Here is a 23,401-nt window from a genome sequence, read left to right on the forward strand (position 1 = left end):
CTCAGTAGAACCGGGCGCACGTCTATTTCACTGCTGGCACCACCGTACCGCCGAGGGAGCCAGCGGTGCCCCGCGTTCCGGTGAGGCTCCGGGCTCAGGAGCCGGCGTGGCCGGACCCGCTCGGCGCCGCGCCTCCGGCGGCCCCGGCCGCTGGAGGCGGTTGGACGCGATGCCAGTTGAAGGAGAGCAGTGCCGGGCGGGCCTCGTCGTGCCGTCGGGCAGGGATCGGCATCGAGGCGGTGGCTACTGCGGTTCGACCTGCAGGGCCGGCTTCGCAGCGGCGGCGGAGTGCCTGTTGCAGTAGGGGCAGTACTCGATGAACTCGTCCTCGCCCGGCTGCTCGGGGTGGGAAGCGACAAGCACCGCCAGCTGGCTCCACGGTGTCAGACGCGGCCCGGTCTCCACCAGCGCCTCGACCGCGGCGACCAGGGCCTGGTTCCGGCTCGGCATCAGGCCCACGACCAGCGTCTGGTCGCCGGGGTGCCAGACGGCGTGCTCGACCGCGGCGGCGACCTCCGCGGGTCCTCCTTGGGCCGGCAGCAGTTGGAGGCGGTCGTGGTCGGTGACGACCATGCCGACCACGGGTGCGGGGTTGCCGGGCTGGGCGGTCTCGGACCGGGCGATCACGATCTCCAGCGGCGCGCCGACCGTGGCGTCGCCGTCCTCGGTGGCCGGGCCGGGCTGGGTACGCGGGACGTGCAGTGCCATGAGGGTGGTGCCCGGGGACGTGGCGCACCAGATCGGGCCGCCGAGCTGGGGCCAGGTGCCCAGGACCGTGCCCGCGCTGGCGCTGGGGTGGGCGTCCAGTGCGTCCAGGACCCGCTGGCCACGGTGGTTGACCGGCCCTTCACCGGCGGGCAGGGTGCGGTGGCCCAGAATCGTGCGGACCTGCTTGGGCAGGGTGGCCAGGTCCAGGACGACGGTTCCGGCGCTGTTGGGGTCGCCGTAGATCTTCTGGGCGTCCTGGGCCAGTCGGCGCGACGGCGCGTGCTCCATCACCCATTCCAGGCCCTCCCAGAAGTCGCCGGTCGGGTCGGGGGCCGGGGGGAGGTTGAATTGCGCGGCAATCTGCCAGGCCGCCGGATCGCAGTCCTTGGGCAGCGCCCCATGGTCGGGGTAGCCGCCGGGACGCCAGCCGGACACGGCGGTGTGCCACCAGGAGGTCCCGAGTTCCTCGACGGAGGCGCTCAGCGTCCCTGTCAGCTCGGCGGCGGCGCTCTCGCAGCGGCGGACGAAGGTCTGGGCGTCCGCCAGTGGTGGGGGGACCTGGGCGGCGCGCTGGGCGTCGGGAGCCCACGCGGCGACCAGGGCAGGAGCGGCGCACCCCGGCGGCCACCAGGGGAGCCGGTGGCCGATCGCAGTGACCAGGTCGGCGAGTTCGCCGTCACCGGGCGAGAGTCGCCGCAGCCGGTCGTGCAGGTCCTCCTCGCCGAGCCTGTCTGCTTCGTAGAGGTCGAGCAGGCGCACGTCCCCGGACAGCGCGCTGTAGTGGGGCGCGGCGGAGGTCGGCAGCAGGACCAGGGTGCCCAGCAGATCCGTGCTGCTGTGGTGGTCGACGTCGAGGCCGTCGAGGATCTCGTGGACCAGGTGGTTCAGCGGGCTGCCGTGCGGCCAGGGCCGCGGCCAGCCCAGCAGGCTGCTCGTCTCGCTGGGGATCAGCGCGGTGGCCAGCCAGACGGAGGGGCCCCGGCCGTTCGCGTCCGTGTAGCGGGCGATGTGGACGTTGACCGGACGGGTCGCGAACGCGGCGTAGGCCTCGGGCAGGTTCGTCTGGCTCAGGTGCAGGGTCTGCTGGCCAGCTGGGCGCAGCCGGGGCCCGTCGGGACCCGGCAGCAGCCAGGGCGCGGTCTGCGGAGGCAGCCGCCGTCCGGCCGCTGCGCACCAGCGCGCCACCGTGTCTCCGCGCCACAGCGGTCGCGATTCGGTGCTGCCCTCGCCGTCCGGCACGGGCAGGGCGTCCGGTCCTTTGGCGCCGTGCAGGTGGGACACGCGGCCGCGGCTGAGGCCGGTGAGACGGGCGATACCCGCACTGGAGTAGGTGTCGTCGAGGGAGCGGAAGGCGCGCGAGCGGAGGAAGGTCATGCGAGTACGCTAAACGATTCGTTTAGCTCTTGTATCTGCTTTGGTTAATTCTGTCGGTGGATCTTCTCTTTCGGGTTCCGCCTCCGGGGCGGTCCGGCGGGACTGGCGGTGTTCTTCGGCACCGCCAGCCGATCTGACCACCCGTCGCCTTCGCTGTCCTGATCAGGTCACCGCGCCCTGTCGGCGCACCAGCGTCGTGTGCGCCTCAGATCGGATCACGAGATCCCGTACACCGTGGGCACGTCCGGGGATGCGGCCATCTCGTCGGCCATCGCGAGGAGTCCGTACAAGGTCATTGCAACCGTCCTGGCGATGGCGGTCTGGGCATTGAGAGCTGCCGTGCACGTCGCAATGATCGCCGGGTCCCCTCCTGCGGTGATCGCTCCCGCCGTGTCCAAGGGAATCGAGGGCTCAACGACGGGGACGGTGATGCCCTCGACTACTTCCAGATGAACCTGGTGCTCTTCCAGGGATTCGAGGTAGGCCGCGACGACCGCACCCTGTGGTTGCGGAAGTGTGGTTGCCACGTGCGGACGTAGATAGTCGGCGAGTGTCGCTCCTGCCAACGCGGCAGGGTGGAACTGCGGCAGGCCGGGGAGGGCAGGCACTTGGTCCCATTCTCCAGAGAACAGGATTGCTGCGGCCCGTTCCTCAGCGCCCAGTTGGCGGACGGTGGCGTCAAGGAGCTGACGTGCGGCGGACACGATGGGCCCGGAGGCTGTGGACCAGTGGGACAGGATCATTAGGCCGGTCACCAGGCGCGCGTCGTGGGCTCTGAGCGCACTCTTGATCTCGTGCTCGATGATGCCCCGGGCCCGGGGATGTCGCCCAGCAGCGTCGAGTAGGAGCCCCGCGATGCGAGCGAGGTCCCAGCCCGGCGGCATCCCGATCAGCGTGGCTGCGTGCTGGACCAGCAGATTGTGGTAGCGGAGTTGTTGGCGAGTCAGTTCCTCGGCGAGGAGGTCCACAGCGAGGCGAGCACCGGGGGCCAGTGCCATCGACGCCTCATCGCGCGAGTCCACCTCGCGTAGAGCGCTGACCAGGGCGTCACGAAGATGCGGGTGGTGAGTGAACAGTCCCGCTGCGGCCAGGAGCCAGGTGTTGTGCCAGGAGGAACTTCTGGCAAGGGCCTCCAGCCGGGGCACGATGTCGTTGTCCGGACCGGAGAGCAGCGCGCGAGCAGCCATGTACTCCTGCAGGCTCCTGACCTCGAATCCGATGAACCCGGCGTCGGGGGCCACCAGCAGGACGAGACGGTCGGTGGCGGCGGTGATTAGCTGGCTGGCCAAGGTCTGGGACTCAGCGGAGTTGTCGGTCTCGTCCACGAGTCTTTGATAGGTGCGCTCGCGAAGTTCGTCCTCGTGCATGACCGCGTCCAACTGGCCGGTCTGGCCGGCCCGGGATTGGAGCAGCAGGCCGACGTGCTGGTGGAGCCAGTGAACGTGGTGTTTGTGGTCGGCGAGCAGTTGCCCGGTGGCGCCGGGCTTGTCGGCTTCACGCTCATAGATGATCGTGTAGTAGGCGTCGAAGAGTTCGTACTGGTTCTGGGGCATCCGGGCATGGCGCTCGACGAGCAGCGACATGATGGTCACCTGGAGCGGGGAGCGCATGAGGCGTGTGGTCGCAGGTGCGCGTGCGGCGCTCTCAGTTCGCTCCAGCACGGTGCTCCGCATGTCGGGGTCATCGTGATGGCGCGCCGCCGCGAGCCGGTGGGCATAGTGCAGCGCGTCATCGGTGGACATGTCCACGAGCTGTACCTGCTCGTAGTCCCCGGCGTGAAACTCGCCGTGGTAGCCCTGGGGCCGGGTGGTGGCGACGATCAGGAGGTCGGCGTCGAGCTGGCGTGCGTCCAGGAGGAACGCGGAGATGCGGGCCATCATGTCTTCGCGGGTATGGGGGGAGGCCACCTCATCCAGACCGTCGAGAACTAGCAACCACGGCCAGGTGCGCAACCAGCCTTTGAGCTGGCTGTCGGTGACGGTCGAGGAGGAGCGTTTGTTGACCTGCCTGGTGATGAAACGCAGCAAACTGAGGTCCTCGCCACCCAGGATGGCGTTGGCGAAGTCGTGCAAGGCGATACGGATTGGCCAGCGCCTCGCCCGCGGCATGGGCAGATCGATGCCGCCGAAGTCGCTCCTGATACTGCGGAGGAACTCGCGGATCTCGCCGGTCAACAGTGCGTCGCCCGATTCGTCGAGCAGGGCGACTCGATAGACCTGGCAGATCAGCTGACCCAGGGTGCTCTTCCCCTGCCCCGGCCCGCCGATCAGCACGACATGAGGTACCTGGTCGGCAGGGAGCTGGGAGGGGCGCAGCACCGCGTCACCGCGTTCGATGACGTGGCGTCCCGCGTACATGAACGCGGAGGATCCTCCTGGTTCTGTGATCTCGGCTTCGAGGTCGACTGCGACCGCTCCCAGGCTGATCCTTTGCCGTTCGGCCTGGGCTCCGGCCTGGCCAAGGCGCACCCATTGTTCGGCAAGGAGTTCGTGACCGGCATGGGACCGGATGAGTTGAGTTGTCTCAGCGGCCGCGTCTGGGACAGTGTCCAGGAGGTTGCTCAGTACGTCCCCGGGGGTAATGAAGCCGGCGTAGTTTCGGCGGATGTCGGTGTGGATGTCGAGATAGGTGCACATCTCGTCGTAGTGCCACACCGCCCACCCCCGCAGCCCCAGACGGCTCGCGGCCTCCTCGATCACGGCTTCAACGCGGGCGATGCCGCCGACGTCTGGCACCGGCGACAGCACGACGTTTGTGGTGAACAGGAGGTACTCCGGCAACCGGCCGCGCTTGGATGCCGGGTCCAGCCACGCCTTCAACTCCGCCCTGACCTTGCGTTCCATCCACTCCGCGTCAGGGATGTCCCCCGCCGAGCGCCGCCGGAACTTGGCCTGGATAACCCCGTAGCCGTCCCACTGCCGATCCGGAAACGGGAATGACACCGGGCCGTCGAACGTGGCCTCCCGGCCACCGTCCTTGCCGTCGCCGAACACCGCAACCCCAGGCCCCAGTACGCATTTTGCGAGCGCACCGGTCAGCTGTTCAAACGAACCAGTCGTCAGGCCGCTCAGGGCGTAGTCCATCGCCCCATCCTTCTCTCACACACGCCGGAGAACAAACGCCGGTGCTACTCCCATGGTGAGCTGGTAAGCGAAGTACGCGGGGACCGTTCCGCGCCAGGATGCTCCGAGCCTGCCTCCAGCGATCCCGCTCTGCAGCAGAATGAGGACACCGCCGGACTGCGGCGCGTCGTGCGCGGACCGCACGACGCCGACTGCAGCTCAGCAGGGCGAGGACTGCTTCGGCGCAGGGGAGAGGTCAAGATCACCAGCAGGAACCGGTGGGTGGCCACGGGCGGAGGTCGCCAAAGTAGCGGGGCGTCCAGATGTTGCAGTCGCCGCCCTTCCCGTCCGGGCACTGCGCAAGTCCGTGGGCGGCGTGCACCCAGTCCCCGTCCGGTGTACCGCCCCAGATGCCGAGGTGGCAGTGCGGACAGGGCTCGCGGTAGACCACGGCGCCGCGCTCGGCGAGGGCGAGCTGGGCCGCGTGTAGGTCCCAGGTGCCTTTGAGGGTGCGGCGGTGCCTGCGTCGGTCCCACAGGTAGCGGACGCTGGCGTAGTCGACGCGGGCGCCGTTCGAGTCGTAGGCAGCACACACGACCCAGCGCCGTGAATGCCAGGTCGACGCCGCTGGTCGTGGTGTGGCCCATGGAGTCCTCACCGCAGGGCCCCGGCCGGCCGGTACAGATCGGCAGCTGCGACGTCGGGCGAGCCCAGTGCTGGGACGGCGTGGACACCCTCCTCGCCCGAGCCGGACTTCCACCCGACACACCCGTAGTGTGGAGAGGCGGAAACGCGGACGTCTGGGAGTAGCCGACCGCCTTGACGGACTTCGCCGCCCACCGTGACTAGCTTGCCCGGGCCCGGCCGTGGATCGCGGCGGACTCCTCGGCCGGCTGACGGCCGACCTGCTGCTCGTGCTCTTCCCGCGCTGCTTCCAGCAGACGGCGCCAGGACGTCACGGTCGGCCGGCGACGCAGCAGAGCTCGGCGCTCCCTCTCGGTCATACCTCCCCACACGCCGTGCTCGATGCGCTCGTCCAGGGCATGGGCAAGGCATTCCACCGCGACCGGACACCCCGTGCAGGCGGCCTTCGCCCGGTTCTGCGCCGCTCCTTCAACGAAGAGCTCCTCCGGATCGCCGGTTCGACACGCGGCCCGCACGCCCCAGTCGTCGTCCACCATCGCGCTGCCCCCTCCCCGCCAGCGGCTCCACCCCCGCGCAGCCTTTGGAGAGTGAGGTTACGACACCCTTCGGCCGCAGCGTCAAGGAGCAACCCGATCGAGTGAAGTCCCGTGAAACTCCCGACTTTCCGCCGCCCTGGCGACGGCTGACCCTTCATCCCCGCAGGCGCCGCGCCACCGCTAAGCTGTTGTGCTGGCGGCCTGTTCGTACCCGCCGCTCTCCGAGCCGGGGTCCGCCCGCAGGGACACCGGCGCCGAGGACAAGGCCCTTCGGGCCCGTACGGGAGTGCTCTTCCCTGGCCCTGGACGCGATACGCCGCCGGCCGGAAGGTGCGGGACTTCGGGCCGCTGACAGGACCACCATGACCACCTCGAATGCCGCCAAAGAAGCGGCCCGGGCCCGGATGGCCGCCCACCAGGGCGGTGAGAACTACACCACCGCACTGCGCCACATCCGGGTTCAGACCACCTCCCCCGACGCCGCACCCACCTCGGCCAAGGCCTACCTGACCGCTGTCCTGGAGCAGCTGCGGGCCCGCGGGTGGCCGACCGAGGCCGACGACGACACGGAGAACGGAACCTACAGCGGCCATGCCGGTCCGACCGGATCCGTCCAGCTCGAGGTCTGGCGCGAGGGCAACGAGGAGCAGCACGATCCCGACGACGCCAGCCTGGTCGACCCTGCGGGCTCCCTGCATCTGATGACAATCTGCCCGGCCGGCAACGCCTCGGTGGAGGACCTCGAGTGGGGGACGGCGGGCACCACCGCCCCGAAGGCTGCCGCCGAGCAGTTGGACGCCGAACTCGCACGCACCCGGCTCAAGCGGGTGCGGGGGATGGAGGAGCTGTCCACGACGCCGTGCCCGGTGTGCGGGGACCGGTACCCCGAGCATCACCTGCTGAGGACTCCCCCAGCGCCGACGCGGTGTGCCCGGCGTGCATCTGGGACGGGGACCAGCGCTACCGCACACCGATCTGCCGTACCTGGCCGTCCAGATCGACCGGCTCGCCTACGAGGACCTGTCGCTCCCGCCGGCTGGGACGCGGTCGTGGCGGTCCTCGCCCTGACCTGCGGCGCGAACCTGGGCACCCGCGCGGTGCGTGAGCTGCGCTGGCGCAAGGGGTGGCCGATGCTGATGAGCCGCTGGAACGACCCGCTGGGCCAGTGCTGGATCTGGCCGCCTCCGGCCGAGGACCGCCACGCTGCGTTTCGGCAGCTGGGTGCCGGGGCCTCGCTGCGAACAGTGGTCCAGGCCCTGGACCTGCACTGCCCCCAGGCCCGCACACAGGCCAAGGTGTTGTGCCGCGAGGCCGAGGTCCGGTGGCGGGAAAGCCTGTGGCACAGCGCCGTCGGCTACGCGATTGCTTTCACCACCCAGTCCTACGAGCGTGACCGGCACCGCCGACCGGTCCACGTCATCGCTTCGACCAGCGATGGGCTCTCGCAGATCAACGAGCCGTTCCGGGTCGCGGGCGACGCGGTGAACATCGAAGGCGGTCTGGAGGTCCTCCTCGACTATCTGCTGTTTCCGCTGCTGCTGGGCCACGGCATGCGCGACGCACCCGACGAGCCGCAGCGGCGCAACGGCGCGCAGTCCGGCGACCGGCGCCCCGCGCGGCGCAGCGCGGACGCCGGGATCAGCCACGGCATCGACCGGGCCGCCCAGCTCGCCGTGATCCTCAACAAGATCCCCGGGGCTCCCCAGCCGGAGACGATGTGGGACGGGATGGCCGTGTCCGCCGAAGAGGAAGGAGCCGAGGCCTTCGGGTCCACCGCTCCCGTCAACGACGTCGTCGCCCACCTGCGCGAGGAGCTGCGGCTGCAGGTGGCCGGCACCATGCTCGACGGGCACGGCCCGCTGGAGGCGACGGCCGACGGCGCATGGGAGCGGCTGGGGTGGTGGATCCCGTCCGACGACGCCGGCCACGCGGTCCGCCAGGCCCGCGCGTACCTCGGCCAGGACCTGCCGGTCCAGGTCCTGTGGGCAGGCCACCTGGGCAGGCGGCCCGACCCGGCTTGGGTGGACGTGACCGTCGTGGACGTGCACGCCACCAGCACCGGTCCGCGCAATGTGCCCTGGCTGGGAATCTGGGACGGCCAGGCGCTGGCGGGGATGATGCTGAGCGACATCGCCGCCCTGCGCCGCCCGGACGCCACGGGCTGAATGCCCGGCATCACGGCCGGGACGCCCAGCAAGAGCGTCCCGGCCGGAGCTGGCACCGGGGTCCCGCTGCGGAAGGCGGCGCACCATCTGGGAGCTCGACCTGGCCGAGGTCGATGTCGCCTGGCCCGAACAGGGCTCCGCGGTGTCCTGCACCTCGACCTTTCGGCCACAGCGCTGAGGTGGCCGCCTCGGTGACCGTCCTCGGGTTCGGGCCAACGGCAGCGACTTGGCCGGACCCGCAGGGAATTCCAGCTCTCGAACGTATTACGGTCCATCCTGGTCAATGCGGGGGATGTCCGGCTCGATCTGGCTGCGAGCGGCTACACCGAGCGGGATCCCGGGGAGGGTGAGGGGTCGCGCTTCCGCCCGCCAGGCTGGGGCCCGGCGGGCGTTGGTGGTGCGTCAGTGCGAGCTGGGCGCAGGCGGCAGGACTCGGCCGAGGAAGTCGTCGAGCACGCCGTCCTCGAGCTTGCCGTCCAGGGACAGGGCGGTGCTCAGGGATTTGGCAGTGACGTCACGCGGGATCTCCAGGCGGCTCTCAGCCTGGCCGACCAGTTCTCCTATCATCCAGCCGGCCGGTCGGGGTCGGTCTTCACGAGCCAGGCGAGCATCCGGGCCACGGGCGAGCCGATGCCGTAGAAGTGGGCCGGGGTGGGGTTCTTCGAGTGGCGTTCGATCTGGTTGTGCAGGTCCTGGCCGTAGGCGAGTTCGTCCAGTAGGGCGTGGCGCAGTGTGGTGGACAGGTCGCCCAGGGGCAGGACCTGGTCGACGTTGACGGCCACTCCGTAGGCGAGGTCCTGGCAGATCTCGCGCACGGACTCCTCGGTGCGGAACCGCAGCGCCCATCGCTTGCGCCACTGCGGGTGCCCCCACAGGGCGGAGTGGAAGATCTTGGCGAAGGCGTCGCGGATCCGAGCCTGTCCCACGGGCAGCTGGTCGGGGTCGGTGGCGGCCAGGACGGCGTTGACGTTCTCGTCCGAGCGGGCGCGCAGCTCGGCCCAGTCGGCGGCCACGGTCCGCGCCCACGCGCTGCGGCCGCTGATGACGGCCTGCGGGGCGGGAACGTCGCCCTGGTTGCGGGAGATGTAGGAGCGCAGGGTCGGGGCGGCGATGCCGGCGGCCTCAGCGAGCTCGGCCAGTCCGAGCAGTTGGTCGGCGCCGAGCTCGGGTGCGGACAGGCGCACCACGCACTTCTCCAGCGGCAGTTGCTCTCCGCGCTGCTGGCGCTTGTCGGCCCAAAGGGCGAGGTGGTCGGTCCACCGGTCGGGTGGGCGTGTGTCGATGTCGAAGTCGGTGATCGCCGTGATGCTGCCGCCGCGAGGGTCGGCGCTGTCGTCGAGCAGGTCAGCGGCGCTGACGGTGACGGCGCCCTTGACGGGGCGGGCGGCGTAGTCCCCGCTGGCGGGGTCCCAGACCTGCTTGGGCCGGTACCATTGCTGGCCATCCCACCAGTAGCCGCCCTGGCGGTAGAGCAGGGTCGAGTTCTGCCAGTCGGCGTGCATGGGCGAGGCGTCGCCGTCGCGGACCAGGATCACGGTGGTGCCGTGGACGGGGTGGTGGCGCACGCACCAGGCGAGGTCGTGGTTTCGCGGGTCGGTTGTGAAGGCGAGCCAGTCGCCCTGGCCGGCGGGGCCGGGATCCTCGCGGCCCCACATGCCCTCGGTCTTGTTTCGGCCGATGGACTCGACCGCGGCGGCGTCGTGGATGGGGATGTGTGAGTCGTCGACGAAGGGCAGGCCGGGGATCGGGTGGTCGGTGTGGAGGCCGTTCGCGAGGGGTTGGATCAGCTGCATGAGCGTTGTACCTTCCGGAACTATTGGCGTTGTATCTATTTACAACGTAGCAGCTTCCTACCTACAACGCATCCAAATCTATGATTACAACGGCATGGGGATCCCTCGGAACCTCCTGAAGCTGGCGCACCGGTCACGACACCGGCCGACAGTCTGTGCTGGCACAGGTACTCGGCCTGCGCGATTCCGCACCCCGGGGACTCAGAGGTAGAAGCTGACGGCGTTCCAGGCCGAGCCCACCCGAGTCTTCCGCGCCGAGGATGCAGCCGAGATGCGGTCGACCAGCCGCAGCGTCCTACTGTGGGCGCTGGATAGCGCCGCGGCCCACCAAGCCGGTCGCTGACCCCCACGGCTCCGGTCCATTCCATGGAACCGGGCGGGACACGCCGGTTCGAGGGATCTGACTGAGGACCACCGGCACGGGAGGGCACACTGGTTGCGGAGGTTGCCGGCCTCTGGTGGTGGTTCCCGCATGGTCGGGAATGCGGCCCTCTCGGCACGGGCCGCTGCTGCGCGCCCCAAGCCCGGGTGCGGCCAACCGACCACCAGCAGGAGTTCTCCCTTGAACCAGCTCACTCCCCCCGCCGTCCGACCGCCCCGCCCGCTCTCACCGCCAGCGACCAGGGCATGGCAGACGCTGCGGGCCAAGGCCGTCGTCCACAGCTGGGACACCACGCTTCACCTCCGCGACTTCCAGGAGCTCCAGCGACACGGCCGGGCCGTGGTCACCCGTTTCTCCATCCATGCGTGGGTTGCCGAGCTCGGTCCCTCCTACAAGGAGGTGCTCGAGGTCACCGTGCCCAACGGCACCCCGCAGCCGCCGCCCCCGGTGGCTGACGACCTCCTGCGGCTGCGTGTGCCATCGGAGCCTCTCCACGTCGCGGGCCGGCACAGCCGCGGGCGCGACTTCGACGTCCAGCCGGTCCTGGAAGCCGAGGACCTCGCCGGCTGGGTCTACCGGACACCGGACCCCGGTGGAAGCGGCCTGGTGTTCGGGTGGGTGAGCGTAGACGCGCAGTCCTGCGGTACCTGGAGCGCCTCCAGGAAGGAGGCGACCGCGGCGCTGCGAACTGCGCGCCGAATCGAGGCGGAGCAGACTGCCACCGGCCGAGCGGCCGCGGCCTGCGTCCATCCCGGCCCGCACTGCTTCAAGCCAGTCCGCAACGATGCCGGGCAGCTGCTCGGGCACACCTTCCGGCTGAGCCGGCAGACCACCAACGCCTGCGCCTGGGTGACACCCGGCGGCACCGTGAGCAGGCGCATCCACCAGTACCACGAAGAGGCGGCAGCCGCGATGAAGGCCCATCTCGACGCGGCACCAGGACTGACCGACGACGAGGACGCGCGCGGCTCCGCCCTCCGGGCCTTCCCCTGCGCCTACAACCTGATCCGGGTCTAGCGGCGCGGCGGCGAACAGGACCTGCTCGGCTGGATCTTCTCCATCGCCCCCGGGTGCAACAGTCACCAATTCGGGTGGATCACGGCCACCGGCCGAGTCTGCGAGCGGCTGACCGCGGACCGCTCCGCCGCCCGTGACCTCCTGGGCCGACTGCGTCCTCGACACGCCCTGGACGGCTCGGTAGAGCCCCGGAGTCACCGTTCAGCTCAGGGGGACGGGGACCGAGGGGCGTACCGGGTCCGGGACAGGCCCACCCCCGCGTGTGCCACGGGACGCCGGCCGGTCCGGGGCTCGCCGGCACCCGTCTGCTTGTCAACCCGGCGACGCAGTCTCCCGGGTGACGGTGCCGCACATGGCTAGGGTGGTCCCGTGAAGGACCACGGCACGAAACGGGGAAGCCCCGACGGCGGCGGAATCGTGGCCGCCAAGGGTGCTTGGAGCCGGTTCCTGTTCGGAGAGCGCGACGACCGCCTCCGCGAAGCCATGAACTGGTACCGGGACCGGGCCCTGGCCGACAGCGGCACACGGCAACTCCTCGCCGCTGAGCACGGGGTGAACTGGCACGACCTCCCCGCGTGGCAGCAGGCCATGATGTTCGTCCCGGACCCGCGAGCCCCCGGCGGCGGCCTGGACATCGCCGGCCTGATGCTGCAGACCCTCAAGGCGGACTGGGACTGGGACCACGCCTACGCCCGCGTCAGCCCGCACCGACTCGCCCTGGACCTGACCGGCATCGTGCCCACCGACATCAGCGCTCTTCGCCACGAACTGGTCACCGCAGCAATCTTCGATTGTGAGCGCCCCCTGACAGCCGAGGCCCGTATGGAGCGCGCCCTGGTGGCACCGACGGTGACCGCCGCCTACCTGGCGCTGCCCCACACCCACTTCATCCCAGCCCCACTGGCCTGGGACGTAGCCACCACCGCAGTCGCCGACGCGGATACCCTGGCGGCGATGCGCATCTCCGGCCGGTGGTCCCTGGTCTACCACGAGCCGATCCCCATCAACGCCGTCGAGGCCGACGACCAGTTGCTGGCCGAGATGGTCGACAACGGGCGCAGCGTGCTGGGCACCGACCTGGTCGTCCTGGGTGGCGTTCTGGCGGCACACGACGACGGCACCTTGGACACGACCCTCGGATTCCTGCTCACCAGCGGCACGACCGCGAAAGGCCGGCGCCACAACACGTGCGGATCGGCATCCGGGACGCCGAGGACCGCCTCATCGGTCCCGTCTACAAGACCGGCGTCGAGAATGTCACCTACCTCCGCGAGCGGCGCTGGATCCGTCCCCGCCGGGTCCGCCCCGACCTTCCCCTGCGCGAGGACGAGCGCTCCGTCTACCGCCTCCCGCAGCCCTGAGGATCCGAGCCAGCGAGAGCGACGACCAGCGGCACCCTTCGGTGAGCGCCTCCGGCTGCGCGCTCAGGCGAACAGAGCTGCTTCCCAGGCACTGCGGTTCGCCTGGGTGAAGGCGTACTCGCGCTCGGACCACAGGGCACGGTCGGCCATCTGTTCGACACTGGCACCGTGCGGCCCCGGCCCGGCCGCCGCCTGCCGCCGCCACCAGCTGGCGTTCTCCTCTTGCCGCTCCAGGATCGCGTCGACCAGCAGCTCACGGTCACGGTCTTCAGCGCGGTAGGCCTCGACCATCACCCTCAGCTGCGCGGCCTGCGCGTGAACGGGCCAGGAGCCGGGACGGCTGGACAGGACCCAGGACCAGAGCTGGTACGCCAGATCCCGATGGGCGGTGCCCGGGCCCGCGCCGTCGAAGTCGATGAACGCGAACGGAGTCCCGTCCGGGGCCATCACAGCGTTGTTCGGCCCGGGATCACCGTGGACAACCACCTCGTGCCCCCGGGCCAGGCCGCTGCCGCGGGTGGCGTCGTGGAACCGGCGCAGCAGCTGGCCGGCTGCTGCGACCTGCTGGTCGGTCCAGCGCTGGAACCGGGCGGGCACCGTGCCCTCCAGGTACTGCAGGATGTCGCGGCCCTGCGGGTCTCGGCCCAGGTAGCGGGGGGCGCCGTCGAAGCCCTTGGCCTCCAGGTGCTGCAGAAGCACCGCGGTGAACGCGGAGGAGCCCGAGGCCGGACGACGCACGGTTGCGCCGATCCGCACCACACCGGCAGTGAGGCGGCCGCCGTCCAGGGCGACTTCGTCGTTGCGTTCGTCCACTGCCGCGCCCCTCACGGGTCGGATACCGTCCTCGGTCCGTTACCCAACTCCTCAGGATCCACCAGGTCCTGGTCCGGAAGGTCGACGTGCCATTCGATCAGGTGCAGCAGCGCGTGGACGTTGAGCAGCGCCGGCAGCGTGTACTCGGGTTTGTAGGTCGCCCGGCTGGCCTGGTGGACGATGCGGTGGCGATTGAAGCGGTCCCGGGCGGCGCCTTCGTACTGGAAGGAGTCCTGGAGGCCTGCGATGACCAGCCATCGGACGTAGGAGAAGGCCCTGGCGCCGACGCCGGGGGCCTTGGTCCACGTCTGGGACAGGGCCCTCCCGATTCCCACCTTGTCGCTGGGGAACAGTTCCGGGTACTCCTGGAGCAGCCAGGGCAGGCCGTGGCTCTTCATCGCGGTCTCCAGCAGTGAGGCGCACAGCGCCAGGGCGGCCTGGGGCATGTCGGCCCGGGCGGCGGCCACGGCATGCCGGCCGAGTTCGCCGAGCTCCAGTAGGGCCGGGTGGCTGAGCTGTCCGAAGCCGGTGTCCAGGTCCTGCAGCACCGATTCGCGCCGCTCGTCCAGGACCGCGAGCCGGGCGGTGCGGTCCGGGGCCGCGAGCAGCGCCTGGACGGTGGTGGTGCGCGGAGCCCAGGCCAGCGCCATCGCGTCCTCGGCACTGATCTCGAAGATCACCGCCCAGTCGTCGTCGCCGAACGGGCTCAGGTTGGCGGGCAAAATGTTGTCCGCGATGCGGGTGATCTGATCGCCGAAGTCCCGGTACCAGGCTCCGAGGCCCGGAATCACCGCGCCCAGGTCGGGGCCCCGGAAGCCCTGCACCGAGCGGAGGCGGTCCGCCTGCTGCCGGGACAGGTCGAGCAGGGGCGTCATCTGGGCGGCAAGGGTCCTGCTGTAGTCAGGCAGAGCGGCGGTGGCCGCGAACGCCTGGCGGAAGGTGTCGGCCGGCCGCGGCCCGTAGTTCGCCAGCGTGTGCAGGACCGAGTTCCTGGCGAAGTCGGCGGCGGCGGCGGAGTAGGTGGCGGCCGGGTAGCCGCGGTTCAGGCCTGCCTGGGCTGCAGTGCGCAGTGCCGCGAGCTGGGCTCGGTGGAGGTGGGTGGCCTGACGGCGGATGGCGTCGAGGGCGGTGAAGTCCATCATGGGTTGCGGGATCGGGGTCCTGGCTGCGGCGGGTCCAGGTTCGGATTCGTCGTCGTCGACCGAGTCGGCGTTGAAGCTGCTCACGGTCTTATTGTGGGATGGGCCGCTGACATCCCGGGTGACGCTGAGCTGCGAGCGACCCTTCGACCATTGAAAGCGTTCGAGGCCGAGTCCTCCACCGCCACTGCACGATGCGAGGCCTGAGGATACGACCGGGCAGGTTCCGCCTGGAAGCCACTCGTTCGGGCGAATCGCGTCCCGGGATGGCCCGTCAACAGGCCCCTCGGCAGCGCGGGCGGGTGGGCGGATCGGACCGCAAGCGGCAGCGGCGACCGCTACCGTTCGGGTGATCACCGTCAGGAGGCTGGCGGGGCGGGGACGCTGGAGGCGGGCCAGGGGTGGCGGGTGCTGAGGAACTGCCGGACGAGGCCTTGGAGGGCGTCGTCGAGCGGGTGGTGTACGTCGATTCCCGCGGCTTCACCGTCCTCCTCCTGGACACCGGGGACCAGACGATCGTCAAGGCCGCCGGAACGGTGCTGGTCGGTGCCCAGCCCGGGGAGAGTCTTCGGTTGTCCGGCCGACATGAACGCGGCGCCCATGGACCGCAGTTCAGTGTCCGGGGCTGTGAGCACGTGCTCCCCGCCAGCGTCGCCGCGATGCGCCTGTACCTCGCGTCGGGGCTGATCCGCGGCATCGGTCCGAAGATCGCCCACGCCATCGTGGACGCGTTCGGCGTACCGACGATGACCGTGATCGATGAGGACCCTGAACAGCTGCGCAAGGTCTTCGGCATCGGGCCGACCCGGTATGCCGCGATCCTGGCGGGGTGGCAGCGTCACAAGGACATGCGTGAGCTGATGCTGTTGCTGCAGGGCTCGGGAGTTCCGGCCGGCTTCGCGCCTCGGATCGCGGCACGGTTCGCCCAGGAGGCCACCGACATCGTGACCCTGGTCAGGCAGGAGCCGTACCGGCTGGTCGAGGTCGAGGGCATCGGTTTCCTGAGCGCGGACCAGCTGGCGCTGTCGCTCGGGGTCCCCGAGCGCAGTTCCCAGCGGCTACGCGCGGGCCTGCTGTTCGCCCTGGACGAGGAGATCGGCCGACAGGGGCATGCCTACGTGCCCGAGCCGGTGCTGCTGAACAAGGCGGTCCAGGCGCTGGGCCAGGACCGGGCGCTGATCGCCCGCGAGTTGGACGTGCTGCGCGAGCGGGGCGAGGTCGTGGCCGAGTTGGTGGCGCACCGCGGTCCGGACGGGATCGACGCCCAGCGGATGGCGGTCTTCAGCGCGCGCACCCACGGCGCGGAGGACGCGCTGACCCGGCACATCGGGCGGCTTCGCAGGACTCGCACCTCGCTGAGCCGGCGTGCGGACTGGACCGCAGACCTGCGCCTTGCGCCGGATGCCCCGGCCCTGCACGAGCAGCAGGAGCAGGCGGTCCGGATGGCGCTCAGCGAGCCGGTGTCGATCCTGACCGGCGGCCCGGGGTGCGGCAAGAGCCACACGGTCGCCACCATCGTCGCCCTGGCGGAAGCCTGCGGCGCCCAGGTGACGCTGACGGCGCCCACCGGCCGCGCGGCCCAGCGCCTGTCCGAGCTGTCGGGTGCCGAGGCCCTGACCGTGCACCGGCTGCTGATGGCGCGCCCAGGCGGAAGCGGCGAGAGCCTGTTCGACGTCGACCCGCTGGCTGCGGACCTGTTCGTCGTCGACGAGGCCTCGATGCTCGACACCGCGCTGTGCGCCCGCCTGGTCGCCAAGATCCCCACCGGTGCGCACCTGGTGTTCGTCGGCGACGTCGACCAGCTGCCCAGCATCGGCCCGGGGTGCGTGCTGCGGGACCTGCTCGCGGTCCGGGCCCTGCCGCGCACGCGGCTGACGCATGTCTTCCGGCAGGCCGAGGACAGCCCCATCACCGCCAACGCCCACCTGATCAACCAGGGCCTGAAGCCGTACAGCAAGGGGGCGTACTGGTTCTGGGAGGTCCCCAACGCGGACGAGATCCCCGATCAGGTCCTGGACCTGGCCACCCGCCGGCTGCCTGCCCGGCTCGGGCTCGCGCCGGGCGGCGTTCAGGTGCTGTGTCCCAGCCGCCGCCATCCGGAACTCGGGTCCGACGCCCTGGCCCGAAAGCTCCAGGCCGTCATCAACCCACTGCGCCCGGGCGACGCCGAGCACCGGGTCGGTGAGCGCTCCTTCCGGCTCGGGGACCGGGTCATGCCGCAGCGCAACGACCGCAGCAAGGGGCCGAACGGGGTGTTCAACGGCTCGGTCGGCACCCTGGTGAGCATGGACCAGGAGCAGCGGGAGGTGGAGGTGCTGCTGGACGACGGCGACACGGCCCTCTACTCCTTCGACGAGCTCGGCGACCTGCTGCACTCCTACGCGATCAGCGTCCACAAGGCCCAGGGCAGCGAGTACCCGGTGGTCGTGGTGCCGCTGTCGATGCGTACTGCCTTTCACCTGCGCCGCAACCTGCTCTACACCGCGGTCACGCGGGCTCGTCGGCAGCTGGTCCTGGTGGGCGAGTTGGACGCGTACAAGATGGCGGTCACCACCGCGCCGGCGGTTCGGTTGACCGGTCTGGCCGGGCGCCTGCGCGCTCACCTGGGTACGGGCGAGGGTCCGCCGCAGATCGGCGGCAACGGGCAGATCCCGCTGTACTGACGCCAGAACCAAGGAAGGACCGATCGCGCGATACTCCTCCCCGCGGTCGGCTCGACCGGATTCCCACGAGATCTGATCAACGGTCGGCGATGGCCCCTAGGCTCGCTGGCCACACGAACTCACCGCCGCACGAAGAGGAATGAGCGCTCATGACCACCGAAGAACTCACCAGAACCACCGTGTCCGCCGAGGTGCGCACAACCCTGGAAACCCAGCTGACGGCCGTCAATGCCGCGATCGCCGAGCGCGAAGGGCAGCTCAAGGAGCTCCACGCGACCCGGACCTGGCTGGAGGGTGTCCTGGCCGCGGCCGTCGACACCGAGGCGACGCCGGCGCCCGCCGCTGCGCCGACGCCTCAGGAGCCGACAGCGGCTGCGGTACCGGCGGCCGAAGGGTCCGTCCCGGCCAAGGGCAACGCGAAGGCGAAGGCGAAGACGGGCACGGGCACGGGCACGGCTGCGGCATCGCCGGGCCGTCGGGTCTCCCCGCGCCGCCAACTCGTACAGCGGCAACGCGCCACCGCGCAGCCCGCCGCTGCCGCGCCCACCCTTCCGCAACGGGTCCAGGGGTTCCTGGCGGAGAACTCGGGTCCGCAGAAGGCCGCCGAGATCGCCCAGGGTCTGTTCGGCACCGACGTGGTCCCGGCGAATGTCAGTGCGACCCGCGCGGCGCTGGAGGGGCTGCTCAAGCGCGGTGCCGTGGAGAAGTCGAAGCAGGGCTCGACTGTCTACTACGAGGCGGCGGCCAGCGGGGCCACCGCGCCGGCGAACTGACCGGCCGCCGCCTCGAACCGGTCCGTGGCCGCCTGGGCTGCTCCTCGGCGCCCACGGACCCCGGTGCTGGCACGATCCCGGCGTGGGTGGTGCAGGGTCACAGTGGCGTTGCCGCTGTCGGCGTCGTACTGGGCGCGGGTCCCCGGCCGTTGCCGGGCGGACTTACGGTTTCGGATGCTCCTGCAGCCACTGCTCAACCAGTGCGGCCACCTCCGAGGGGTAGCGCTCCCGCAACTTGAGGAGCGCCCACTTCTCGGCCTTCTCCACGCGCACCCAGTCCTGGTGAGCCTGCCGCTCGCTGCGCCACCGGGCTTCCGTCTCGGCGTCGGCCCAGTACCTGGTCTTGTGCCCCTGGTTCTTCCAGCGGCGCCCCAGGATCTCCATCCACTCCTGGCCCAGGCGCCCACTGGCCTGCCCCGCCTGGGCCATCAGCGCCAGCGTCAGCAGAAGGCCGTTCGTCCCCTGGTCCACTCGGGCGAATACCCTCGCCAGGGTCTCCCTGTCGCGCGGGCGCACATCCTGGAGCTCCGCGATCTTCCACGCGATCTCAGGCACGCTCACGGGGTGCGCGGCCTTCGCCAGCACCGCCGCGACGTCCTCAACCGTCGGCCGGATCCTGTCCTCCCCGGTGATCATGCCGTTCCTCCCCGTCCGGCGGACCGGCCCGGCTCGGCTCGGCTCGGGCGACCGTTCTGGTCCTCATGGTGTGCCCCTGGCAGCTGTTCATGAAGCGCCAGGAGTGCCGGAAGTAGCCGCCGGATTCGTCTCCGGCGGACATCTCCCAGCTGACGTCTGGTCGCGGCCAGTACCCAACCTCTCGGTTCTTCGTTAGGGATGACAGGGCCGCCCGCTATCCCCCATGAGACCGGGCGGCCCACCCCACTTCCCCGCCCGGTAGCGGTTCAGGTGGCATCCAGGACCGCGCGCGCATCGTCGTCGATGAAGATCCGTTCTCCCGGAACCCCGTACTGCTGCGCCAGCCTGTCCAGGTCGGACCAGTTCACCACCGGAGATTCAGCGAACACACGGTCGTGCTCATCGGCGGTCTCGACGACGACGTCGGCGAAACTGCGGGGAGCCTTGTGTACGTAGAAGGACAACTGCGCTGAATCGCTCATGCCTCCAGCATCCGGTGAAGGCGAAACCGTGGCACGTGCTGCGACTCCATCGGGTCAGAACGGGATGTCGACCGGGACCAGGGGCCAGGGGCCGGTGCCGAGCAGGCCGGCGAGGAGGTCGCCGTCCTCGGCGACTCGGGCCAGTACCTGCTCAGGGGTGAATGCGAAGGCATCAGCGTCCGCGGCGGCGACCTCCTGCCAGGTGACCGGGGTCGAGACGCCGGGGACGGGGGTGTCGGTGGCGCGCAGGGTATAGGGAGCAGCGGTGGTCTTGGCGGTGGAGTTCTGCGACCAGTCCACGAGCACTCTCCTGGTGCGCAGATTCTTCGCCATCTTGTGGACGACCAGGTCCGGGTGCTCGGCTTCCAGGCGCTGGGCGAGCTTCTTCGCATACCCTGTGGTTTCGTTCCCGGCGGCGGGGCTGATCGGGGCGTAGAGGTGCAGGCCCTTGCTGCCGCTCGTCTTGGCCCAGGACTGCAGCCCGTCGGCTGCCAGCAGGTCCCGGGCCAGCAGGGCGACCTGACAGCACTCCACCATCCCGGCGCCGTCGCCGCGGTCCAGGTCGATCACGAGCCGGTCGTGTGCCTCGGGTCCGGTGGCGTTGGTCCACTGCGGGACGTGGATCTCCAGGCCGTAGAGGTTGCCCATGGCCATCAGGTCCCCGAGGTCGTTCAGGACGACGTGGGGCTTGGGGCCCTCCTTGCCGGGGACCTGGGCGGTGCTCACCCAGTCGGCCAGGCCCGGCGGCGGGTTCTTTCCGTAGAACCGCGGCCCGCTGACGCCGTCGGGGAAGCGCACGAACGAGGCGGGTCGGCCAGCTGTGTGCGGGAGCAGGGCGTCGGCGACCTGGGCGTAGTAGTGCAGGGCCTCGCCCTTGGTGAACCTGGGCCACAGGAGCTTGTCGAGGTGGCTCAGGGTGACGACATGGTCTCCGACCTGCACGGGTACACGATCGGGCATAGCGTTATGTATCCCCGCAAACCGTCGGGCTATGCAGGGAGTGGACCATGCGGAGCATGTGGAAGGGCAGTATCGCGTTCGGCCTGGTCAGCGTGCCCGTGAACTTGTACAAGGCCGTGGAGGAGCACTCCGGGCCGTCCGCCCACATGGTCCACGCGACAGACGGCGGCGCGATCAAGATGAAACGGTTCTGCGAGGACGAGGGCGTCGAGGTCCCGTACGCGGACATCGCCAAGAGCTACGCGGGCGACGACGGCCGGGAAGCCGTCATCACCAGCGAGGACCTCACCCAGCTGCCGCTGCCCAGTAAGCGCATCATCGATGTGCTCGCCTTCGTCGACGCCGACACCATCGACCCGCTACGGCTGTCCTCCCCCTACTACATCGGTGTCCAGCCCAAGGCGGCCGCGAAGCCGTACGTGCTGCTGCGCGACGCGCTGACCGAGTCCGGGAAGATCGCCGTCACCAAGGTCACGCTGCAGACCCGCGAGTCCCTGGCGGTCCTGCGCGTGCACGGCGAGCTGCTGATCCTGCAGACCCTGCTGTGGCCCGACGAAATCCGCGAGCCGGAATTCGCCGCCCCTACCGCCGAGGCTCCGGTGCGGCCTCAGGAGCTCAAAATGGCCCGCTCCCTGATGGACACCCTGTCCGAGGATTTCGACCTCGACGAGCTGCACGACGACTACGCCCTCGCCCTCCAGGAGCTGATCGACAGCAAGCTCGGCAACAAGCCCCTTGAGGCCGGACAGCCCGCGCCTTCGGGCGGGGGCAAGGTCCTGGACCTGATGGGCGCCCTGCAGTCCAGCGTGAAGGCCGCCAAGGAGGCCCACTCCAAGTCGGCCGGCACCGCCACGCAGCAGCCGGCCGCGAAGAAGCCCACGGCGCGCAAGTCCACCTCCACTCAGTCCACCGCCGCGAAGAAGGCGGCACCGGCGAAGAAGGCGGCCGCAAAGAAGACCAGCGCGCGTAAGGCGTCGTAGTGCCGCGCCGGACGACGCCGGGCGGTCCGGTGACGCTGCCTGTGCTGGAGCCGATGCTCGCCTCACCGGGCCCACTCCCGCCGCGCCTGGAGGAGTGGGGTTGCGAGGTGAAGTGGGACGGCATGCGCATCCAGGTACGGCTCGACGGGGCCGGCGGGGTGGAGCTGGTGTCCCGGGCCGGGAACCCGGCTACAGCGCGGTTCCCCGAATTCGGGATCCTGGCCGAACTGCTCTCGGGACGCGACGCGATCCTGGACGGGGAGATCGTCGCCCTGGACGAGCACGGCCGCCCCTCCTTCAGCCGGCTGCAGGAACGGATGGCCCTACGCCGCCCGGCCGAGGTGCGGCAGGCGATGAAGGCCGTGCCGGTGCAGTTGCTCCTGTTCGACGTCCTGTGGTTGGACGGAGCGCAGACCACCGCTCTGCCCTACGCGGGACGCGGCACCCTGCTGGACTCCCTGGATATCAAGAGCCAGCGGGTCATGGTGCCCCCGGGCTGGCCGGGGGAGGCGGCCCGCGACGCGTTGGCCTGGACCCGGGAGCGCGGCCTGGAGGGCATCGTCCTCAAACGCCTGGACGCCCCTTACCGCCAGGGGGCACGATCCAAGGACTGGATCAAGATCAAAAATGTGCGGTCCCTCGACCTCACCATCGGCGGCTGGATTCCTAACGGCACGACGATGAAGGCCCTGCTGCTGGGCCTCCAGGGCGAAGACGGCTTGCGCTACGTCGGGAGGGTCGGCAGCGGGTTCACCGAGGCTGAACGCAAGGCGCTGGTCGGGCTCCTGGACCGGATCGCGACCCAGGTCTCCCCGTTCACGCGAGGACCACGCCCGGACCGCAGCGAGCCGGCCAGATGGGTGCGGCCAGAACTCACCTGTGAAGTCGAGTACCTCGAGTACACGGCCTCAGGACACCTTCGGCACCCCGTCTACAGGGGACTTCGCGGGGCCGAACGGGACTGAGGCGCCTGCCACAGCGATCTTCCGGATGACCAGGCGGAGAAGGCGGGGACGGGCAGCCGGCAGGATGCGATCGTGGACGGATTCTCGACTGCAGCGCGGCGCTGCCCAGGGCCGCCTGGGCTCCTCCGGGTACCCACGGGTCCTGGCGCTGGCACGAGCGCGGGTTCGCACCGAGCGGGGCGGTCAGCCGGGCCGGCGGGTCAGGGTCACAGGCTGCGCAGCACGGCGACGACCTTGCCCAGGAGCGTTGCGTTGGCGGCGTCGATCGGCAGGTAGGCGGGGTTCTCGGGCAGCAGCCACACCTCGCGGCCGGTGCGCTTGAGGCGTTTGACGGTGGCCGCCCCGTCGATCATCGCGGCGACGATCTCGCCGGTCTCGGCGTCGCACCGGGAGCGGACCACGACGGTGTCGCCGTCGTGGATGTGGGCGCCGGTCATCGAGTCGCCGACCACGGAAAACCGACAGGTCGCCGTCGCCGACCAGGGTGCGGGGCAGTGTGAGGACGTCTTCGACGTGCTGCTCGTGGTCGGCGGCGATCGGGGCGCCGGCGGCGATGCGGCCGAGCAGCGGGACCTCCACCGTGCCCGCGGCGGCCGCGGACGCAGCTGCGACCGGGTCCGGGTAATGGCCGGGGGCGAGGCGGACGGTCCTGGGGCGGTGGGGGTCGCGGTGCAGGACGCCCTGCGCCTGCAGGGCCTTGATCTGGTGGGCCACCGAGGAGGTGCTTCGCAAGCCGGTGGCCTGGCCGATCTCCCTCATGCTGGGCGGGTATCCGCGCGCTGCCGTGGTCTCGCCGATGAAGCGCACGATGCGGACCTGGCGGTCGGTCAGCCCGTCCTGGTTGCGCCGGGTTCCCGGCGGCCGGCCGGACCGGGTTGCTGTGTCGTCCATCGCCGTCCTCTTTCGTGATCTTCCTGGTGGGAGGGTATCCCCCGCTGCTGAGGTGG

The 23,401-nt window shown here is 70.4% G+C and carries 18 protein-coding genes and 1 pseudogene; 7 read left to right on the forward strand and 12 right to left on the reverse strand.

Translation table 11 applies throughout. The features are described from left to right. Nucleotides 1–243 precede the first annotated feature (243 nt). From ACXKR8_RS01955 to ACXKR8_RS01970, 4 genes are all read right to left on the reverse strand, one after another. Nucleotides 244–2,082 carry a hypothetical protein gene (locus ACXKR8_RS01955; protein ID WP_458271156.1) on the reverse strand — a complete coding sequence of 613 codons (1,839 nt, stop codon included), beginning with the start codon at nt 2,080–2,082 and terminating at the stop codon, nt 244–246. A gap of 215 nt (nt 2,083–2,297) precedes the next feature. After that, on the reverse strand, nt 2,298–5,165 hold the full coding sequence (locus tag ACXKR8_RS01960; protein ID WP_458271157.1) for an NACHT domain-containing protein: 2,868 nt from the start codon (nt 5,163–5,165) through the stop codon (nt 2,298–2,300). 241 nt (nt 5,166–5,406) lie between these two features. Then, nucleotides 5,407–5,739 (reverse strand): hypothetical protein, encoded by a 333-nt coding sequence (locus tag ACXKR8_RS01965; protein ID WP_458271158.1) that lies wholly within the window; start codon nt 5,737–5,739, stop codon nt 5,407–5,409. Nucleotides 5,740–5,989: 250 nt separating this feature from the next. Further along, nucleotides 5,990–6,325: a WhiB family transcriptional regulator gene (locus tag ACXKR8_RS01970; protein WP_458271159.1), complete on the reverse strand. Its 336-nt coding sequence runs from the start codon at nt 6,323–6,325 to the stop codon at nt 5,990–5,992. Nucleotides 6,326–6,687: 362 nt separating this feature from the next. On the opposite strand from ACXKR8_RS01970, the gene ACXKR8_RS01975 reads away from it, so the two are divergent. Beyond that, complete coding sequence (locus tag ACXKR8_RS01975) at nt 6,688–8,490, forward strand: hypothetical protein (RefSeq protein WP_458271160.1); 1,803 nt, start codon at nt 6,688–6,690, stop codon at nt 8,488–8,490. Nucleotides 8,491–8,892: 402 nt separating this feature from the next. Here the strand turns inward: ACXKR8_RS01975 and ACXKR8_RS01980 are convergent, their stop codons facing one another. Continuing rightward, nucleotides 8,893–9,057 carry a hypothetical protein gene (locus ACXKR8_RS01980; protein ID WP_462100244.1) on the reverse strand — a complete coding sequence of 55 codons (165 nt, stop codon included), beginning with the start codon at nt 9,055–9,057 and terminating at the stop codon, nt 8,893–8,895. Next, complete coding sequence (locus ACXKR8_RS01985) at nt 9,054–10,283, reverse strand: hypothetical protein (RefSeq protein WP_462100245.1); 1,230 nt, start codon at nt 10,281–10,283, stop codon at nt 9,054–9,056. The genes ACXKR8_RS01980 and ACXKR8_RS01985 overlap by 4 nt, the downstream gene beginning before the upstream one ends. 562 nt (nt 10,284–10,845) lie before the next feature. On the opposite strand from ACXKR8_RS01985, the gene ACXKR8_RS01990 reads away from it, so the two are divergent. Together ACXKR8_RS01990 and ACXKR8_RS01995 are read left to right on the forward strand one after the other, a co-directional pair. Continuing rightward, nucleotides 10,846–11,682, forward strand: a complete 837-nt coding sequence (locus ACXKR8_RS01990; RefSeq protein ID WP_458271162.1) for a hypothetical protein — start codon at nt 10,846–10,848, stop codon at nt 11,680–11,682. 1,187 nt (nt 11,683–12,869) lie between these two features. Then, nucleotides 12,870–13,043 (forward strand): hypothetical protein, encoded by a 174-nt coding sequence (locus ACXKR8_RS01995; protein ID WP_458271163.1) that lies wholly within the window; start codon nt 12,870–12,872, stop codon nt 13,041–13,043. Nucleotides 13,044–13,106: 63 nt separating this feature from the next. Here ACXKR8_RS01995 and ACXKR8_RS02000 read toward each other — a convergent pair whose 3' ends face one another. Continuing rightward, complete coding sequence (locus ACXKR8_RS02000; protein WP_458271164.1) at nt 13,107–13,856, reverse strand: phosphotransferase; 750 nt, start codon at nt 13,854–13,856, stop codon at nt 13,107–13,109. A gap of 11 nt (nt 13,857–13,867) precedes the next feature. Beyond that, nucleotides 13,868–15,082: a hypothetical protein gene (locus ACXKR8_RS02005; protein WP_458271165.1), complete on the reverse strand. Its 1,215-nt coding sequence runs from the start codon at nt 15,080–15,082 to the stop codon at nt 13,868–13,870. 314 nt (nt 15,083–15,396) lie between these two features. Here ACXKR8_RS02005 and recD2 point away from each other — a divergent pair, with 314 nt between their 5' ends. Further along, nucleotides 15,397–17,658, forward strand: coding sequence for an SF1B family DNA helicase RecD2 (gene recD2 / locus ACXKR8_RS02010; RefSeq protein WP_458271166.1), 2,262 nt, complete (start codon nt 15,397–15,399; stop codon nt 17,656–17,658). Between the two features lie 149 nt (nt 17,659–17,807). Continuing rightward, complete coding sequence (locus tag ACXKR8_RS02015; RefSeq protein WP_458271167.1) at nt 17,808–18,431, forward strand: hypothetical protein; 624 nt, start codon at nt 17,808–17,810, stop codon at nt 18,429–18,431. A gap of 162 nt (nt 18,432–18,593) precedes the next feature. Here ACXKR8_RS02015 and ACXKR8_RS02020 read toward each other — a convergent pair whose 3' ends face one another. The 3 genes from ACXKR8_RS02020 to ligD (ACXKR8_RS02030) form a co-directional block, all read right to left on the reverse strand. After that, a complete protein-coding gene (locus tag ACXKR8_RS02020; RefSeq protein WP_458271168.1) occupies nt 18,594–19,067 on the reverse strand; it encodes a hypothetical protein in 474 nt (157 codons plus the stop codon). 266 nt (nt 19,068–19,333) lie between these two features. Continuing rightward, nucleotides 19,334–19,549, reverse strand: coding sequence for a hypothetical protein (locus ACXKR8_RS02025; protein WP_458271169.1), 216 nt, complete (start codon nt 19,547–19,549; stop codon nt 19,334–19,336). Between the two features lie 54 nt (nt 19,550–19,603). Next, entirely contained in the window at nt 19,604–20,509 is a 906-nt protein-coding gene (gene ligD, locus ACXKR8_RS02030; RefSeq protein WP_458271170.1) for a non-homologous end-joining DNA ligase, read from the reverse strand. 56 nt (nt 20,510–20,565) lie between these two features. Between ligD (ACXKR8_RS02030) and ku the strand changes: the two genes are divergently transcribed. Both ku and ligD (ACXKR8_RS02040) read left to right on the forward strand, forming a co-directional pair. Then, entirely contained in the window at nt 20,566–21,489 is a 924-nt protein-coding gene (ku, locus tag ACXKR8_RS02035; RefSeq protein ID WP_458271171.1) for a non-homologous end joining protein Ku, read from the forward strand. Nucleotides 21,490–21,518: 29 nt separating this feature from the next. After that, entirely contained in the window at nt 21,519–22,454 is a 936-nt protein-coding gene (ligD, locus tag ACXKR8_RS02040; RefSeq protein WP_458271172.1) for a non-homologous end-joining DNA ligase, read from the forward strand. A 206-nt stretch (nt 22,455–22,660) separates the two neighbouring features. Here the strand turns inward: ligD (ACXKR8_RS02040) and lexA are convergent. Beyond that, nucleotides 22,661–23,345: pseudogene (gene lexA, locus ACXKR8_RS02045) on the reverse strand (transcriptional repressor LexA). Nucleotides 23,346–23,401 lie beyond the last annotated feature (56 nt).

Source organism: Streptacidiphilus sp. PAMC 29251 (assembly GCF_054208735.2).